Source organism: Bradyrhizobium sp. 132 (assembly GCF_023074185.1).
Classification (GTDB): Bacteria; Pseudomonadota; Alphaproteobacteria; order Rhizobiales; family Xanthobacteraceae; genus Bradyrhizobium.
The window spans coordinates 1-16,418 of sequence record NZ_JADPKY010000114.1 but is presented as its reverse complement, the minus strand read 5'-3'; the positions used below and the strand labels follow the sequence as shown (position 1 = coordinate 16,418).

Sequence of the window (16,418 nt, the reverse complement as noted above, 5' to 3'; positions counted from 1 at the left end):
GCATTGCTTGCGCGGCGCGCTCGCTTCCCTCGTCAGGCTAACACGCGCTTCTCGAACTCGCCCGCCAGCACGCGCCACTGGAATAGCGGCGAGTCCTTCGGCGGCGACAGCTCCGGGGTCCAGCCAGTCAGCTTCTCCACCACATAATTGTCCATCACGAGGCCGCGCCAGCGTCGTTCGACCTGGCCGAGTTGCTCGCGCTTGGCCGGGATCGAATCCCATAGCGATGAGCGATTGTCCGGCTCTCGCCCGACATAAATGCCCGCGTGGTCACTGATCCGGTCCATGCCGGGATCGCGGAAATCCTGGAAGCGGCCGCGCTCGTTGATCTCGATCACGGGCACGCGGCCCCTGAACAGCCAGCGCATCATGGCGTAGGTGCGGTAGTCCGTGGTTGCGATCCAGGTTGCGCCGGTCTCATCCAGCGCGGCCTGCGCGCGCGCTGCGACCTGCTCGTAACCGGACTCGGCACCGATCGGATCGATCTTGCCGAGCAAATTCCAGGGCGCGGCGACGTAATAGAGGAACACGACCACGACGAAAGCGATGCCCGACACCACCGCCGTGTTGACCCAGAACAGCGACGATCTGAGCATCCGCGCCGACCATTTTTCACGCGTCATCATGGTGAGGTTGACAGCGGCAGCGGCGAAGCCGACCGGCCACATGAACATCGGCCAGGTGTCGCCGACCCGAAGCGTCAGCGATTTCGCCAGGAAATAGAAGAACGGCACCAAGACCGCGGTCGACAGCAAAATCGCGACCGGCTCGCGCGTGCGATAGCCGCGCCAAGCCGTCAGCACCAGCCCCGTCAGCACCACCGGCAGCATGACGAAACCGACCAGCCCGAATTGCAGGCCGATGTAATCGCCGAAGGTGCGGAGCGAGATGCCGTAGCTGGTGGTGGCGCGCACGCCCTGAAAGCGGATAGCGGCCCAGTCGTGCTGCACGTTCCAGATCAGGACCGGAGAGAACACCGCGATTGCGATCAGGACCGCGAGGTACGGATAGGGGCTGCGCAGCCAGCGCCAGCGCCAATCCGGCACCAGCAGAAAGGCGGCAACCGCCGGCGCGAACATGATCACGGTGAATTTCGACAGCATCGCCAACCCGGCGAACAGGCCGGCCGCAAGCCACCAGCGGCCGTCGCCGCCCTGCGCAAGCCGCACCAGGGACCATATCATCGCCACCGCAAACGGGATCATGGCGACATCGGGCGCGACCTTGGCCATCAGCAGACCGTAGTAGAGCGCGGCCTCCGGCATCAGCACCGCGAGCACGACGGCGCGCACATCATGGGTGAGGCGGCGGACGATATCGGCGAGCAGGAGCTGCGTCACCAGCATCGCGACGATGCCGCCGAAGCGCACACCGAGCGTGGTGTCGCCGAAGATGGCGGTGCCGAACCGGATCAGCCAGGCGATGCCCGGGGGGTGATCGAGGAAGCTGAGCGCTGTCTCCTGCGACCAGGTCCAGTAATAGGCCTCATCCGTGCGCAGCTCGATCGCGGAGGCGTAGACGATGCGCAGCAGCGTCATCGCGGCAATGATCGCAGCGGCCATGACGAGTGGCCAGCGCGCGGCGCCATTGGGGAGCACGGTGATATCGGGAGCTGTCGTCACGGCCGCGCTTTTCGCCAACCTGGGACGGGGAGTCAATGCGGGGGTACCGTGCACCTGGTGTCGCGCCGGACAAGCGAGCGACGATCCCAGCCCCGACGAGGAGACCGGTGGGCAAAGCGAAGCGCGGCCACCCTAAGTGCCGATTAAAGGGCACGGCGCCAAGGCGCCTCGGCCCAACCTACGATTTCGTAACCGTGCCGCGTATGTGATCCCGCAAGCTGTCCAGCCCCGGAATTAAACGCGACGCTGGCTGTTCTCCTTCATGAACTGATAGAACAGAATCATGGCCGCCACCGCATCCTCACGATTTTTCGAGCTTTCCCGCGCCATCAGCTTGCGGCAGGTGCGGCTGGTCTGCGGCGTCATTTTGTTCGCCTATGTGGTCAGCCATTTCCTCAACCATGCGCTCGGCAACATCTCGGTCGATGCCATGGAGATCGGAGTCTATTACCACACGCTGTTCTGGCAGTTCCTGCCGGTTGCGATCGTGTTCTACGCGGCGGCGCTCACGCATATGGGGCTCGGCATCTACGCGCTGTATCAGCGCCGGCAGTTCCGCTGGCGGACGGTCGAGCCGCTGCAACTCGTGCTGGGCTTAAGCATCCCCGCGCTGGTCATGGCGCATGTGATCGGCGTGCGGCTCGGCCAGACGCTGTACGGACACCAAAAACTCTATCCGCAGGAACTCTATCTGTTCTTCGTCGCGTCGAACCGAATCTGGACCATGACGATCCTGCTGATCATTGCCTGGGTGCACGGCTGCATCGGCATCTTTTTCTGGCTCCGCCTCAAATCATTCTTCACGCGCGCGGCGCCCTATCTGCTCGCGGCGGCTGTGCTGATCCCGACGCTGTCGCTGCTTGGTGTCTACCAGGGTGGCCGCAGCGTCGAGGTCGAGGCCGACGACGGGGAATGGCGGACGCATAATCTCACGCACCGCCAGGTCGGCACCGCCGCCGAGGCCGCGACGCTCGACCGCATCACCGGCGGCCTCACCGCCGGCTATCTCGGACTGCTGGGGCTGGCGCTGCTGGCGCGCGGCGCACGCGCCTTGCGCGAGCGGCGCGGTGGCATGATCGCGCTGTCCTACGGCAACGGCAAGACGGTGCGCGTTCCCAAGGGCCTCTCCGTGCTGGAAGCGAGCCTGCGTCACAATCTGCCGCATGCGAGCGTCTGCGGTGGCCGCGCCCGCTGCTCGACCTGCCGCATCCGCATCATCGGCGATCATGGCGCCCTGCCCGAGCCGTCGCAGCGCGAGGCGTTCGTGCTCACCCGTGTCGGCACCAGCGATCCATCGATCAGGCTGGCCTGCCAGCTGCGGCCGACATCGGACCTCTCCTTCTTCCAGCTCTTCACCTCGCATACTCTATCGGCGAACGCGCAGGCCTCGACGCCCGCCAGAATCGGCCAGGAGCGCTATCTCGTCAGCCTGTTCGTGGACATGCGCGGCTCGACGCAGCTGGCCGAGAAGCGGCTGCCGTTCGATACCGTGTTCATCGTCAACCGCTTCCTCGGCGCCGTCTCGCAGGCCGTGATCGAGAACGGCGGCCAGCCGAACCAGTTCGTCGGCGACGGCATGCTGGCGCTGTTCGGGCTCTCCGCCGATCCGCAGAACGCCTGCCGGCAGGCGCTGAAGGCCGCCGCCGGGATCGCCACGCAAATCGACGAGCTCAACGAGCTGCTGGGCCACGATCTGCGCCAGCCGATCCGCTTCGGCATCGGCATTCACGGCGGCGAGGTCATCGTCGGCGACATCGGCTATCGGGATCACATCGTCTTCACGGCACTGGGCGATGCCGTCAACGTCGCGGCCCGCCTCCAGGACATGACCAAGACACTGGCCTGCGAAGCGATCGTCTCGGAGGAAGTCCGCCGCACCGCGGGCCTCGCCGACGACGCGCTGCCGCAGCACGAGGTCGCGATCCGTGGCCGCGACGAACCGATGGCCGTGCGCGTCGTCGCGGACGCCAGGGAGCTGTCGGCGCTCGTTGACCGGAGCGAGCGCGTGGCCGCGTAAGCCGCGCGAGAGGTGCGCTCCCTCTCCCGCTTGCGGGAGAGGGTTGGGGAGAGGGTGTCTCCGCGTAGGGACAATCCCTGAGAGGAGAAAGCCCTCACCCGCGCCTTCGGCGCGACCTCTCCCGCAAGCGGGAGAGGTGCACCGTCGCCTGCGGCTACGGCTCGGCTCAATCTCGTTACAAACGTAACACCGGCTTGCTGCAACGCAGCGGCATGGGCCTGCTGCGAAAGCACGAATTGACTTCAACTGAGTCGTTGCGACAGATGAGCGCAGGAACGCGGTGATGACCGCGATCCAACGACAAGCTCCGGGAGGAGACCACATGTTCGATCGACGCGACCTGCTCAAAGGAGCGGGCCTTGCCGCTATTACGGCCGCACTGAATTCAAGCAAGGCGCTGGCACTCGACACCGTCACCCTGCCCTTCGCCAATGGCGACCGGCCGTTGGTGAAATATCCACAGAAGCGGCCGATGATCGGCCTGACCGCCCGGCCGCCGCAGCTCGAGACGCCGTTCGCGGTGTTCAACGATGGCCCGATCACGCCGAACAACGCGTTCTTCGTGCGCTATCACCTTTCCGACCTGCCCTACAATCTCGACCCCGACAAGTTCACGCTCGAGATCAAGGGCAAGGTCGACAAGCCGCTCAAGCTGTCGCTCAAGGACATCAAGAAAATGAAGGCGAGCGAGATCGTCGCCGTCAACCAGTGCTCCGGCAACAGCCGCGGCCTCGTCGAGCCGCGCGTCGCTGGCGGCCAACTCGCCAACGGCGCGATGGGCAATGCGCGCTGGCGCGGCGTGCCGCTAAAGGCCGTGCTGGAGATGGCGGGCGTGCAGGCCGGCGCCAAGCAAGTCGTGTTCGGGGGCTTGGACGGCCCGGTCAGCGATAAGACTCCGGATTTCGCCAAGGCGCTCGACCTCGACCATGCCACCGACGGCGAGGTGATGCTGGCCTATGGCATGAACGGCGAGGATCTGCCGTTCCTCAACGGCTTCCCGCTGCGCCTGATCGTGCCCGGTTATTACGGCACCTACTGGGTCAAGCATCTCAACGAGATCACCGTCATCGACAATGTCTATGACGGCTTCTGGATGAAGTCGGCCTATCGCATTCCGGATACCCCGAACAATGCGATCGAGCCCGGCACCGCGCCGAAGGCGACGATCCCGATCAACCGCTTCACCCTTCGCTCCTTCATCACCAGCGTCAGTGACGGAGCCAAGCTGAAAGCTGGCGGCACGACGCTGCGCGGCATCGCCTTCGATGGCGGCAAGGGCATCAAGGAAGTCGCGGTCTCCACCGACGGCGGCAAGACCTGGACCAGCGCCAGGCTCGGCAAGGATATTGGCAAATACTCGTTCCGTGAATGGAAGCTGCCGGTGAAGCTCGCGGCCGGCTCCCACGAGCTCAAGGTGCGCGCCACCGGCAATGGCGGCGAAACCCAGCCGGATACACCGCGCTGGAATCCGGCGGGCTATCTACGCAACGTCGTCGAAACCGTCCGCGTCACCGTGGCCTGAGGGGAATGATCATGCAGCGCACCGTTTTCCCCGCCATCACGCTCGCCCTCGCCGCCGTAGTGGGTTCGGCAATTGCAGCACCGGTCAACTACAAGACCCCCGATGAGGTCGCGGCGTTCAAGCCCGGGCCCAATCTTGAAGTGGTTCAGGGCAATTGCACGGCCTGCCACTCCTCCGACTACATCAACACGCAGCCGCCGATGAAGGACAAGAAAGGTTTTTGGCAGGCCGAGGTCACAAAGATGATCAAGGTCTATGGCGCGCCGATCGACGATGCCGATGTCGGCAAGATCGTCGATTACCTGGCCGCGACTTATTGACGGATGGCGCGCGGCGCGCGGACCGATTGACCGCGAAACGGGCAAAACCGGCAAAAACGCCGCGAAGTTGAGCGGAATTCGGCGAAAGGCCGATGTGGTTTGAGCTACCAAGCCAACGACATTCCGCGTATCGTATTAGGACCGAACCGGCCGGTTGGCGGGGACTGGCGGTTCGATATCTCGGAGGAAGACCCGCGGAGAAGTCGTGATGGCTAAAGGTACGGTCAAGTGGTTCAACCCGACGAAGGGTTATGGATTTATCCAGCCTGCGTCGGGCGGCAAGGATGTGTTCGTGCATATCTCGGCAGTGCAGAAAGCCGGTCTGTCGTCCCTGAACGAAGGACAGACGGTGGAATACGAAGAGATCGCAAACCGAGGCAAAAGCTCCGCAGAGAACCTCAAAGTATAAGCCCGCCAGCTTTTGCTAGCTCCCGGGTCGATCCGGGAGCCGGGCCAAGAGAATTTTAGAAGACGGTCAGTGCATTCGACGACAGGCGTTGCGATTGCACACGGAGAACTATTTTCCCCGCGAACACCGCTCGTTCAACGCCGCAGCAATGACAATCGCGACAGCACTTCGTTAATCCACCGGCAACGGTGCGTCGCGCTTGATCTCTTCCATCACCGCATAGGTTCGCGTCTCGCGCACGCCCGGCATCGACAGCAAGGTCTCGCCGAGGAAACGCCGATACGCGGTCATGTCCGCCAGCCGCGCCTTCACAAGATAGTCGAAGCCGCCGGCAACCATGTGACACTCCAGCACTTCGGGCGCGAGTTTCACCGCGCGCGCAAAACGCTCGAAATTATCCGGCGTGGTCTTGTCGAGCAGCACCTCGACGAACACCAGGAGCCCGAGGCCGAGCCGGTGCGGGTTGAGCCGCGCGCCATAGCCCTCGATAAAGCCCTCGCGCTGCAACCGCTTCAGCCGTTCGCCGATCGAGGTCGGAGACAGCCCGATGCGTTCGGCGAGCTCGACATTGGCGATGCGCCCATCCTGCTGTAAAATATAGAGGATTTTCCGGTCGGTTCGATCAAGTTCCATCTTTTGTAAGGCCAAGTTGCTGGTATGCTTCATTTTCTAAGGCAAATCAGCTAATTTGTCTATCGAGCTATGGTAGCGCGGGCATTATCCTGGATTCCAGCCACAGGACACGCCATGCCGAACATTCCGCCTCCCTTCTCCGCCGCTTACGCGCCCGATGATGCTGAGATCGCCGCGCGGCTTTTGCCGGCTGCACATCTCAACCCGCCACAGGAGGCGCGGATCGATCGCACCGCGACGCGGCTGATCGAGGCCATCCGCAAGCGTGACGACCGGCTTGGTGGGGTCGAGGACATGCTGCGGGAGTTCGCGCTCTCGACCAAGGAGGGCCTCGCCTTGATGGTGTTGGCCGAGGCGCTGCTGCGCGTGCCGGACGCGCGCACCGCCGACCAGTTCATCGAGGACAAGCTGGGCGAAGGCGACTTCATCCATCACGAGACCAGGTCCACCGCCTTCCTGGTCAACGCCTCGGCCTGGGCGCTCGGCCTCTCGGCACGGGTGATCCAGCCCGGCGAGACGCCCGACGGCACCATCGGCCGACTGGTGAAGCGGCTGGGCGCGCCGGCCGTGCGCACCGCCACGCGCCAGGCGATGCGGCTGATGGGTAATCATTTCGTGCTGGGGGAGACCATCGAGCAGGCGCTGGAGCGGGGCCGGCCGCGCTCCGGCGAGACACCGCGCTATTCCTTCGACATGCTCGGCGAAGGCGCGCGCACGGCCACTGACGCCAAGCGCTATTTCGACGCCTATGCCAGTGCCATCGAGACGATCGGCAAGGCGGCCGGTAACCATCCCCTGCCCGACCGGCCCGGCATCTCCGTCAAACTCTCGGCGCTGCATCCACGCTTCGAGGCGATCAGCCGCGACCGCGTGATGCGCGAGCTGGTGCCGCAACTGCTGGACCTCGCGCAGCGCGCCAGGGCCCATGATCTCAACTTCACCGTCGATGCCGAGGAAGCCGACCGGCTGGAGCTGTCGCTCGACGTGATCGCGGCAACGCTCGCCGATCCCTCCCTTGCCGGTTGGGACGGGTTCGGGCTCGCGATCCAGGCCTATCAGAAGCGCGCAAGCGCCGTGATCGACTATGTCGATGCGCTCGCCCGCGCGCATGACCGCAAGCTGATGGTGCGGCTGGTGAAAGGCGCCTATTGGGACACCGAGATCAAGCGCGCGCAGGAGCGCGGGCTCGACGGCTATCCCGTGTTCACGCGCAAGACGATGACGGATCTGAACTACGTCGCCTGTGCTCAAAAGCTTTTGAGTCTGCGGCCGCGCATCTTCCCGCAATTCGCCACCCACAACGCGCTGAGCGTCGCGACCGTTCTGGAGCTTGCCGGCGAGAGCGGCGGCTTCGAATTCCAGCGCCTGCACGGCATGGGCGAGGCGCTCTACGAGCAGTTTGCCAAGGATCACCCCGACATTGCCTACCGCACCTATGCGCCGGTCGGCAGCCATCGCGACCTGCTTGCCTATCTGGTGCGGCGCCTGTTGGAGAACGGTGCCAATTCCTCCTTCGTAGCCCAAGCGGCCGATTATCGTGTGCCGCTCCCGGCGCTGTTGCAGCGCCCGGCCGACGCCATCGTCCGGCCGCAGCAGGCGGCCCATCCAAAAATTCCGCTTCCCTGCGATCTCTACGCGCCGGAGCGCCGCAATTCGCGCGGCGTCGAATTCGGCGCGCGCGCAGCGCTCGACCGGTTGCTGGCGGACGTCGAGGCCGAGACGGCCGACCTCAAGCCTGTCACTGAGGCAACGCCGGATCAGGCCAACGCGGCAGTGGCCGCGGCGCGCGCGGGCTTTGCCGCCTGGAGCCGGACTCCGGCAGCCGCGCGCGCGGCAGCGCTCGAGCAGGCCGCGCATCTTCTTGAGAACTGCGCGCCCCATTTCATTGCACTGCTGCAACGCGAGGGCGGCAAGACGCTCGACGATGCGCTGTCGGAGCTGCGCGAGGCCGCCGATTTCTGCCGCTATTATGCCGCGCAGGGCCGCAAGCTGTTCGGCAACGAGGTCGCGATGCGGGGCCCAACCGGCGAGAGCAACACGCTCGCCATGCGCGGCCGCGGCGTCTTCGTGGCCATCTCGCCATGGAATTTTCCGCTGGCGATTTTCCTGGGCCAGGTCACGGCCGCGCTCATCGCCGGCAACAGCGTGGTCGCAAAACCCGCCGAGCAGACCCCGCGCATCGCGGTTGAGGCGGTGCGGCTGCTGCACGAGGCCGGCATCCCCGCAAGCGCGCTGCAGCTCGTCACCGGTGACGGCCGGATCGGCGCCGCGCTGGCCGCGCACCCTGATATCGCCGGAATCGTCTTCACCGGCTCGACCGAGGTCGCGCGCAGCATCAATCGGGCGCTGGCGGCCAAGGATGGGCCCATCGTGCCGTTGATCGCGGAGACCGGCGGCATCAACACCATGATCGCGGATGCGACTGCGTTGCCCGAGCAGGTCGCAGACGACGTCGTCACCTCGGCGTTTCGTTCTGCCGGCCAGCGCTGCTCGGCGCTGCGGCTGCTGTTCGTGCAGGAGGACGTCGCCGACCGCATGATCGAGATGATCGCGGGTGCGGCGCGCGAGCTGAAGATCGGCGACGCGAGCGACGTCGCGACCCATGTCGGTCCGGTAGTCGACGTTGAGGCCAAGCAGCGCCTCGATGCGCATATCGCGCGAATGAAGACCGCGGCGCGGCTGCACTTTGCCGGCACCGCCCCGGAGGGCTGCTTCGTCGCGCCGCATATTTTCGAGCTCAGGGATGCCGGCCAGCTCACCGAGGAGGTGTTTGGCCCGATCCTGCATGTCGTGCGCTACCCAGCCGAAAATCTCGAACGCGTCCTGCAAGCCATCGAGCGCAGCGGCTACGGGCTGACGCTCGGCGTCCATTCCCGCATCGACGATACGATCGAGTCGATCATCGATCGTCTCCAGATCGGCAACATCTACGTCAACCGCAACATGATCGGCGCCGTGGTCGGCGTGCAGCCGTTCGGCGGCAACGGCCTGTCCGGAACCGGCCCGAAAGCCGGTGGCCCGCACTACCTCGCGCGTTTTGCGACCGAGCAGACCGTGACGATCAACACCGCAGCAGCCGGCGGCAACGCCGCCCTGCTCGCAGGGGATGAGTGAGGCTGCTTCTGGAGCCCTCACAACAACGCGCGACCTCAGTTCCGTCATCCTGAGGTGCGAGCCGTGGGGCGCGAAGTGCACCATGGGGAGCCTCGAAGGATGGACGGCCTAGATGCAGCCGGGCCGTCGCCCTTCGAGGGCCGCTAAAGAAGCGGCCACCTCAGGGTGACGGGACACCGCAGCAAAGCCCTGCGCCCGGCGCCGTTGCATCCCGGCAAAACATCGGTCTAATGCTGCCCATGACGTGCCCCGCGCCATTCCAGCGCGCGGAAACAACAAGAGTGAGGGAGCAACGCCGCGATGGAAAAGGGCATTTTTGCAGGGCTCAAGGTTCTGGACTGCGCGAGCTTCATCGCAGCGCCCGCGGCCGCGACCGTGCTGTCGGATTTCGGCGCCGATGTCGTCAAGATCGAGCCGCCCGGCGCCGGCGATCCCTACCGCAATCTGCCCAACATTCCGGGCTATCCGAGCAGCGAGCACAATTTCGCCTGGCTGCTGGAGGCCCGCAACAAGAAGAGCATCGCGCTCGACCTCTCCAAGCCGGAAGCGCAGGCCGTGCTCTACAAGCTCGTGGAAGAGGCCGACGTCTTCATCACCAACATGCCGCCGCCGGTGCGGACAAAGCTCGGCATCACCTATGATCACCTCGCCCATCTCAATGACCGGCTGATCTACGCCTCCTTCACCGGCTATGGCGAGAAGGGCGAGGAAGCCAACAAACCCGGCTTCGACAGCAACGCCTATTGGGCGCGCTCCGGCCTGATGGATCTCGTCCGCGCCGATACCGACACGACGCCGGCCCGTTCGGTCGCCGGCATGGGCGACCATCCCTGCGCCATGGCGTTCTATGGAGCCATCGTCACCGCGCTGTATCAGCGCGAGAAGACCGGCAAGGGCTCGCATGTCGCCTCAAACCTGATGGCGAATGGCGTGTGGGCTGCGAGCGTGCTGGCGCAGGCAAAGCTCTGCGGCGCCAAGTTCGCCGAGCGGCGGCCGCGCGAACGCGCGTTGAACGCGGTCGCCAACCACTATCAATGCAAGGATGGCCGCTGGTTGATCCTGTCGCTGCTGAGCGAGGAGAAGCAGTTTCCGACGCTGGCCAAGTGTCTGGGCCGTGAAGACCTCATCACCGATCCGCGTTTCGCCACCAAACCCGATCGTCACGCCCGCTCGGTCGAGCTGATCAAGATATTTGACGAGACCTTTGCGACCAAGGATCTCGCCGAATGGCGCAAGCTCCTCGATGGCAACGGCCTTGTATTCGGCATCGTGGGCATTTTGGACGACATTCCGAACGACAAGCAGATGCTCGACAACGAGGTTCTGGTGCCGTTCGAGAACGACACCATGCTCACCATCTCCAGCCCGATCTGGATCGACGGCGCCAAGAAAGTGCAGCCGCGCAAGCCGCCCGGCGTTGGCGAGCACAGTGACGAGATTTTGCGTGCCGCGGGATACGACGAGGCCGCGATCAAGCAGCTGCGGTCGAAGGGGGCGGTGGGGTAAGGGACGCCGGCGCCCGTCATTGCGAGCGCAGCGAAGCAATCCAGAGTCCCTCCGCGGATGCATTTCTGGATTGCTTCGCTGCGCTCGCAATGACGGCGTGGAGTGATCTCGCTATAACCTCACGGCATCATCCCCTGAGGTCCCATGCCCAGCTACCGCCTGCACTACTTCCCCGAATCCGGCAACAGCTACAAGCTGGCGCTGATGCTGACGCTTTGCGGCGAGAAATTCGAGCCGGTCTGGACCGACTTTGGCGGCGGCGTCACGCGTACGCCGGAATGGCGCAAGAGCGTGAACGAGATGGGCGAGATTCCTGTGCTCGAAGTCGACGGCGTGAAGATGACGCAGACCGCGCCGGTCCTGCTCAAGCTCGCCGAACAATACGGCCGTTTCGGCGGGGAGACGGCGGAGGAAAAATTTGATCTGCTGCGCTGGCTGTTCTGGGACAATCACAAGCTCACCGGCTACATGGCGACCTACCGCTTCATGCGCGCCTTCACGCAAAACAACGATCCGCAGGTGCTGAAGCACTTTCGCCGGCGGCTCGAGGATTTCCTCGGTATTCTCGACGGCCATCTTCAACACAATGAATTCGCGATCGGCGCCAGGCCCACGGTCGCCGATATCTCGATGATGGCCTATCTGCACTATCCGAGCGACGAGCACGGTTTTGATTTCGCGACGAGCTATCCCGCCATCCACGCCTGGCTCGACCGCATGGCCGCACTCCCCGGCTGGCAGCCGGCCTACGAGCTGCTGCCCGGCAAGCGGATGACGAATTACGCGAAGTGAAGGCGCTCGCTATCGCAGCGCCAGCCAGCCGAGCGTGAACAGAATCCCGCCGATGATGACGACGACCGCGACCGCCGAAATGCTGACGCGGACGCTGCCGGTGACCTGCTTGGCTTCCTCATTGCGCGCGATCTCGCGATTGCGCTCCTTGTTGGCTTCGCTGGAGTCCGTCATGGTCATCCAAACCGGCTGGAGATAGCGCTAACGCGTCTTGATGAAACACATGCCGATGCGGCGCGAGGCCGCGGCAGCCTGACAGGTCAAACCTTTAGCACAGCTCCATGACGTAAAACTCCTGTCGGCCGATCCCGATCCCGCATTTTCCAGGGAACAATGCGCGCCCCAGCCGTCCTGATACTCGGTCCCGGCCAACTCGCTATTGCCCCGGGTTTGCGGCCGGCTGGCAAATCCACGTGAGAAATCAGGACGTTTGCCCGCGGCAAACGCGGTCAGGATGTCGCGGCGGCGGACCTGGTCGCCGAGAAAATGCGGCGAGGCCGTCACGATGCCGGAGTTGGACGGCTTGTCCGCAAGCAAATCGACGCCCGGGAAATGGAAGCCGCCGATGCCGCGGGTCTGGTGGCAGCCGGCACAGGTGACGTCGTTGAGGCGGCGCTGGAAGCCTGCGACCGAGCGGACGTTCTGCAAGTCGATGCCGCGCGCAGCCGCCTGCTTCAGCGCACTGACCACGTCATTGTCGGTGAAAACAGGCTCGCCTTTGCCCTCTTCCTTGCGCTCCCCTTGCATCATGCCGAACTCCGGCTGCAACGAGGAAGCATCGAGGCCGGCGGGCGTCGGCACCACCGCAGCCTTGGCCAGGAATTTTTCAGGGATCATCACCGTGCCGCGGTCGAAGTCGCGAAGATGATCGGGCGCGAGCAGCCAATCCCTGAGGTCGCGCCAGAGATCGTGGTCGGCGAGGATGCGGTCACGGTCGATCTGGTTCTCCAGCGTCGATTCCTCGAACCGCTTTGTGGTCGCGTCGTATTTGAACACCTTGAGCAGATAGTCGGAGCGGAAATCATGCAGCGCCGATTTCGCTGCAACCGAGATCTGAATGTTGGTCTCGATGCGGTCGAGCATCGCATCGTAAGGATAGAAGCTGCTGCCGATCAGCCCCTGCCAGTCGCCATTGTCCAGCCACCGTCGCGCGACCTCGGCGCAGGTGACCGGCTTGCCGCTCTCGTCCGTCTGGCGCGCATCGCGCGCCTTCATCACCAGATTGAGCGTCATCGGCAGCCGCGTTGCTGCCCTGCTGCCGTCCGGTTTGGTCTCGAAACGCGCAAGACGGTAGATCAGCCTGATCTCGCCGCACGAGTCTTCTGCGACGTAGGCACGGTCCATGCGGTTGACGATGCCGGCCAGCACGAACCGGGTATCGCGGGATTTCAGATTGGCCCGATCGAACAATTGCACGTCAAAGCCTTCGCCGACCCCGATGGTCTCGGTCGGATAGGCCGCCTTTTGCCGGGCCACGTAGCGGTCGAGTTCCGCGTCGATTGCTGGGGGAATTTCCTTGAGCTGCGACAACCACGAAAACATCAGATCGGTCGTCAGCGGAAAGTTCGCGTTCCGCTCCGGCCACAGCAGGCGCGAGATCGTGAGTGCATCGTGCTGGTCGAGCTTGCGCAGGAGATCGGGATCGGTGATCGCCGTGCCGCGCGTGAGTGACGCGGTCTCTGCCGCCAAAAGCGAAACAACGCCGCCAAAAAATACGACGGCAGCAACGAGAATTCGCAACGCGCGGTTCATGCCTTAGGTAACACCGCGCGGGGACGGCTATTCAAGCAAAAAAGGCGCTTCACATCGTGGTGAAGCGCCTCTTTGGAATTCGGATATCAGTCGCTCAGCGCGCGACGATCAGCCCCTTGCTGGTGACGACCACCCAGCGGCCGTCCTGGCGGCGGATCGCATCGACGCGGCCGACCCCGGGGATGGGGTCACCGGCATAGACCTCGTAGAGGCCATTGTGGCCCTCGACCAGCGCGCCGCCGTTGGAGACGTCGCGCAGCACCCAGCCCTCAACCGTCGGCAGCCGGCCGATCTCGGTCTTGGGTGCGGCAGGAGCCGGCGCGGCTGCGGCGGTCGCAGCCTGGGTCGGCGCGATCGAGCCGGTGGTCTCCCTGGCGGGCACGGCGGCCGCGGCCTGGTTGGGCGCCGCGGGCGGGGTGGCACGGAGCTTGTCGACGGACTCGGACAGCTTTGCGATTTTGGCCATCGGCTCGGCCTGCGCTTTCTCGAGCTTCTCGAGACGGTCGTTGGTCCGGTTGAACTGACCCAGACCGGTCTTGGAGGTGTGCTCGACATTCGCCTTGAGCGCGACGACATCGGCGTCGATCCGGGCGACCGAGGATTCCAGCGCGCTGGTGTCGGCGACCTGCGCCGGCGCGGGGCTTGCGAAGTGCATCATGCCGGCGGTCGCGAGCGCGCCGCTGATCGCGCCGACGCTGGCCGCGATCGCCACCACAGCTGCCATAGCCGACAGGCGGCGCTTGCCGCCGGCCTCGCGCGGCTCGTCGGCCTTCACATGCGGGGCAAATTCTTCGCGGTCCCAGGACCGCTCCGCGGGCGCCATGACGATGAGCTTGCCGGGCTTTGGCTCGGGCTTGGTCTCTGCCCTGGGTTCGAGCTTCGGCACATCGAGCCTCGATGCCTCGATTTTTGGCAGCTCGACCCTGACCGGATCAGGCTTCACTGGATCAGGCTTCACTGGATCAGGCTTGGGCGGCGTCTCGTGGTCGGGGGCGATCGAGGGGGCCTCGATACCGGCAGCAGCCGCGACGGCCTGCGGCACGGTCGCTGCGGCTTCAACGGCGCCAGTATCCTGGACGGCCTGCTCGGGCATTGGTTCGCTCACGGCTCAAATACTCCAGTCTCGGTTGACTTTTTGGTAACTTTCATTGCTTGCGAATTCCTTACCTGCGGACCCGCTTACCAAAATTTTAGGAACTCATCCGGGGCCGAATTTGGCCGGCAAAGTGGAACCGGTGTGGCGGCGTGCAACAAATCGTCAGCGAATGCTGCCCTGCGGCAGGCCACGCTCTCTCCGAACGGGCTGTTTGCCCGCTCCTGTTACCCGGCTAACATGACTGTCCTGTCAGCCAGAACGGCTGCAGAAGGCCCTTGGGGGTGTCATGGCGATCGAGAAGTGCATCAACGAGTTTGGCGTCGATGACATCATCTTCGAGGAGGGCTCGACCGGCCGGGAGCTGTTCGTCGTGCTCGACGGCGAAGTCGAGATCGCCAAGCTGAGCGGCGCCAGCAAGACCACCATCGTCAAGCTCGGCAGGGGCGAATTCTTTGGCGAGATGGCCGTGATTGACGGCTCGGCGCGCTCGGCGACCGCAATCGCGGCAGCGCCGAGCACGAAAGTGATGAGAATCAATCACGCCCGCTTCGTCTATCTCGTCAGCCAGCAACCGGCCTTTGCGCTGATGGTGATGGATGCACTCTCCAAACGCCTGCGCGCGTCCAACGATGTCACCTACCGGGCAGCGCAGTCATGAGCGAGCGCAAGCCCACTTCGTTTCCAATCCTGATGAAGAACGACATCTGCTCGCTGATCCAGGCGGCGGACGACGTCTATCAAATTCGCTTCTCCAACCGCGCCGCCAACGTCTATCTCGTTCGCGGCTCGGCGCGCACCATCCTGATCGATGTCGGGCTGTCGTCGAATTACCCTGCGATGGTGGAATGTCTCAACTTCGCCGGCTGCCCGCCGGAGAAGATCGACATGGTGGTGCTGAGCCACGAGCATCTCGACCACATCGGTGCCGCTTGGCACTTCAACGAGCGCCGCACTTTTGTCGCCGCCCATCGGCTTGCCGCCAACAAGATCATGCTGCGCGACGACTTCTCGATGCTGCGGAAGATGTTCAACGAGCCGAACGTGCCGATCAATATCGACATCTGGCTAGAGGAAGGCAATCTGATCGACCTCGGCAATTTCCGTCTCAACGTGATGCACACGCCGGGGCACACCTCGGCCTGCATCACGCTGTACGACCAGGACAAAGGCCTGCTGTTTGCCGCCGATACGCTCATGCCCGGCGGCGTGATGGGCGGCGTGTTCGGCTCGGGCAGCATCGCCGACTACATCCAGTCACTGGAGCGGCTCAAGGGGCTGAATTCGAAGATATTGCTGTCGGGACACGGGCGGCTGTCGGACACGCCACAGGAGGACGTCCGCATTGCGATTGCGAGGTCACACGGCTTACTGGAGGACACCGCACAATTGTTCGACGCACTGGATGCGCGCTCGAACTTCGAGCCGATCATGCAGTCGGTGCGCGATTTGAACAAGCTGGATGATTAGGTGGGCGTGCGGTCACGTGTGCCTTTTCGCAAAAGAAGCACGGGGCTTCAACATCGTCATTGCGAGCGCAGCGAAGATTCCATGGGGAGTGGATAGCGACCAAGTCTGAGGCCAGACTGAGGTTGCAATACCACCCAACCTGGAGACGACGATGTTGCTCGATCATCC

14 protein-coding genes are annotated in these 16,418 nt (G+C 64.2%); 9 read left to right on the top strand and 5 right to left on the bottom strand.

What is annotated here, in order from left to right:
• Positions 1-32: 32 nt before the first annotated feature.
• Positions 33-1,562: a glycosyltransferase family 39 protein gene (locus IVA74_RS24090; RefSeq protein WP_247348858.1), complete on the bottom strand. Its 1,530-nt coding sequence runs from the start codon at positions 1,560-1,562 to the stop codon at positions 33-35.
• 343 nt (positions 1,563-1,905) lie between these two features.
• On the opposite strand from IVA74_RS24090, the gene IVA74_RS24085 reads away from it, so the two are divergent.
• From IVA74_RS24085 to IVA74_RS24070, 4 genes are all read left to right on the top strand, one after another.
• Positions 1,906-3,639 carry an adenylate/guanylate cyclase domain-containing protein gene (locus IVA74_RS24085; RefSeq protein WP_247348763.1) on the top strand — a complete coding sequence of 578 codons (1,734 nt, stop codon included), beginning with the start codon at positions 1,906-1,908 and terminating at the stop codon, positions 3,637-3,639.
• 322 nt (positions 3,640-3,961) lie between these two features.
• Positions 3,962-5,161, top strand: a complete 1,200-nt coding sequence (locus IVA74_RS24080; RefSeq protein ID WP_247348762.1) for a molybdopterin-dependent oxidoreductase — start codon at positions 3,962-3,964, stop codon at positions 5,159-5,161.
• Positions 5,162-5,172: 11 nt separating this feature from the next.
• The gene (locus tag IVA74_RS24075; RefSeq protein WP_247348761.1) at positions 5,173-5,481 is read left to right on the top strand and encodes a cytochrome c; all 309 of its coding nucleotides are present in this window, start codon (positions 5,173-5,175) and stop codon (positions 5,479-5,481) included.
• A 208-nt stretch (positions 5,482-5,689) separates the two neighbouring features.
• Positions 5,690-5,890 carry a cold shock domain-containing protein gene (locus tag IVA74_RS24070; RefSeq protein WP_007596519.1) on the top strand — a complete coding sequence of 67 codons (201 nt, stop codon included), beginning with the start codon at positions 5,690-5,692 and terminating at the stop codon, positions 5,888-5,890.
• 171 nt (positions 5,891-6,061) lie between these two features.
• Here the strand turns inward: IVA74_RS24070 and IVA74_RS24065 are convergent, their stop codons facing one another.
• Complete coding sequence (locus IVA74_RS24065; RefSeq protein ID WP_247348759.1) at positions 6,062-6,523, bottom strand: Lrp/AsnC ligand binding domain-containing protein; 462 nt, start codon at positions 6,521-6,523, stop codon at positions 6,062-6,064.
• A gap of 114 nt (positions 6,524-6,637) precedes the next feature.
• On the opposite strand from IVA74_RS24065, the gene putA reads away from it, so the two are divergent.
• The 3 genes from putA (at position 6,638) to IVA74_RS24050 (ending at position 11,935) form a co-directional block, all read left to right on the top strand.
• On the top strand, positions 6,638-9,637 hold the full coding sequence (gene putA / locus IVA74_RS24060) for a bifunctional proline dehydrogenase/L-glutamate gamma-semialdehyde dehydrogenase PutA (protein ID WP_247348757.1): 3,000 nt from the start codon (positions 6,638-6,640) through the stop codon (positions 9,635-9,637).
• 300 nt (positions 9,638-9,937) lie between these two features.
• The gene (locus tag IVA74_RS24055) at positions 9,938-11,143 is read left to right on the top strand and encodes a CoA transferase (RefSeq protein WP_247348755.1); all 1,206 of its coding nucleotides are present in this window, start codon (positions 9,938-9,940) and stop codon (positions 11,141-11,143) included.
• Between the two features lie 144 nt (positions 11,144-11,287).
• Positions 11,288-11,935, top strand: coding sequence for a glutathione S-transferase family protein (locus IVA74_RS24050; RefSeq protein WP_247348754.1), 648 nt, complete (start codon positions 11,288-11,290; stop codon positions 11,933-11,935).
• Between the two features lie 9 nt (positions 11,936-11,944).
• Here the strand turns inward: IVA74_RS24050 and IVA74_RS24045 are convergent, their stop codons facing one another.
• The 3 genes from IVA74_RS24045 to IVA74_RS24035 form a co-directional block, all read right to left on the bottom strand.
• On the bottom strand, positions 11,945-12,115 hold the full coding sequence (locus tag IVA74_RS24045; RefSeq protein WP_247348861.1) for a hypothetical protein: 171 nt from the start codon (positions 12,113-12,115) through the stop codon (positions 11,945-11,947).
• A 21-nt stretch (positions 12,116-12,136) separates the two neighbouring features.
• Positions 12,137-13,687 carry a hypothetical protein gene (locus tag IVA74_RS24040; protein ID WP_247348752.1) on the bottom strand — a complete coding sequence of 517 codons (1,551 nt, stop codon included), beginning with the start codon at positions 13,685-13,687 and terminating at the stop codon, positions 12,137-12,139.
• Between the two features lie 94 nt (positions 13,688-13,781).
• Positions 13,782-14,780, bottom strand: coding sequence for a hypothetical protein (locus tag IVA74_RS24035; RefSeq protein WP_247348857.1), 999 nt, complete (start codon positions 14,778-14,780; stop codon positions 13,782-13,784).
• A 289-nt stretch (positions 14,781-15,069) separates the two neighbouring features.
• Between IVA74_RS24035 and IVA74_RS24030 the strand changes: the two genes are divergently transcribed.
• Complete coding sequence (locus IVA74_RS24030; protein ID WP_247348750.1) at positions 15,070-15,441, top strand: Crp/Fnr family transcriptional regulator; 372 nt, start codon at positions 15,070-15,072, stop codon at positions 15,439-15,441.
• Positions 15,438-16,250, top strand: a complete 813-nt coding sequence (locus tag IVA74_RS24025; RefSeq protein ID WP_247348749.1) for an MBL fold metallo-hydrolase — start codon at positions 15,438-15,440, stop codon at positions 16,248-16,250. The genes IVA74_RS24030 and IVA74_RS24025 overlap by 4 nt, the downstream gene beginning before the upstream one ends.
• The last annotated feature ends 168 nt before the right edge of the window (positions 16,251-16,418 follow it).

Excerpts from the sequence above, each read along its gene's own strand:
- IVA74_RS24075 (WP_247348761.1), top strand. The coding sequence starts at position 5,173 with ATGCAGCGCACCGTTTTCCCCGCCATCACGCTCGCCCTCGCCGCCGTA.
- IVA74_RS24055 (WP_247348755.1), top strand. The coding sequence starts at position 9,938 with ATGGAAAAGGGCATTTTTGCAGGGCTCAAGGTTCTGGACTGCGCGAGC.
- putA (WP_247348757.1), top strand. The coding sequence starts at position 6,638 with ATGCCGAACATTCCGCCTCCCTTCTCCGCCGCTTACGCGCCCGATGAT.
- IVA74_RS24035 (WP_247348857.1), bottom strand. The coding sequence starts at position 14,780 with ATGCCCGAGCAGGCCGTCCAGGATACTGGCGCCGTTGAAGCCGCAGCG.
- IVA74_RS24085 (WP_247348763.1), top strand. The coding sequence starts at position 1,906 with ATGGCCGCCACCGCATCCTCACGATTTTTCGAGCTTTCCCGCGCCATC.
- IVA74_RS24040 (WP_247348752.1), bottom strand. The coding sequence starts at position 13,687 with ATGAACCGCGCGTTGCGAATTCTCGTTGCTGCCGTCGTATTTTTTGGC.
- IVA74_RS24045 (WP_247348861.1), bottom strand. The coding sequence starts at position 12,115 with ATGACCATGACGGACTCCAGCGAAGCCAACAAGGAGCGCAATCGCGAG.
- IVA74_RS24090 (WP_247348858.1), bottom strand. The coding sequence starts at position 1,562 with ATGGCCGCTGCGATCATTGCCGCGATGACGCTGCTGCGCATCGTCTAC.
- IVA74_RS24070 (WP_007596519.1), top strand. The coding sequence starts at position 5,690 with ATGGCTAAAGGTACGGTCAAGTGGTTCAACCCGACGAAGGGTTATGGA.
- IVA74_RS24050 (WP_247348754.1), top strand. The coding sequence starts at position 11,288 with ATGCCCAGCTACCGCCTGCACTACTTCCCCGAATCCGGCAACAGCTAC.
- IVA74_RS24030 (WP_247348750.1), top strand. The coding sequence starts at position 15,070 with ATGGCGATCGAGAAGTGCATCAACGAGTTTGGCGTCGATGACATCATC.
- IVA74_RS24065 (WP_247348759.1), bottom strand. The coding sequence starts at position 6,523 with ATGGAACTTGATCGAACCGACCGGAAAATCCTCTATATTTTACAGCAG.
- IVA74_RS24080 (WP_247348762.1), top strand. The coding sequence starts at position 3,962 with ATGTTCGATCGACGCGACCTGCTCAAAGGAGCGGGCCTTGCCGCTATT.
- IVA74_RS24025 (WP_247348749.1), top strand. The coding sequence starts at position 15,438 with ATGAGCGAGCGCAAGCCCACTTCGTTTCCAATCCTGATGAAGAACGAC.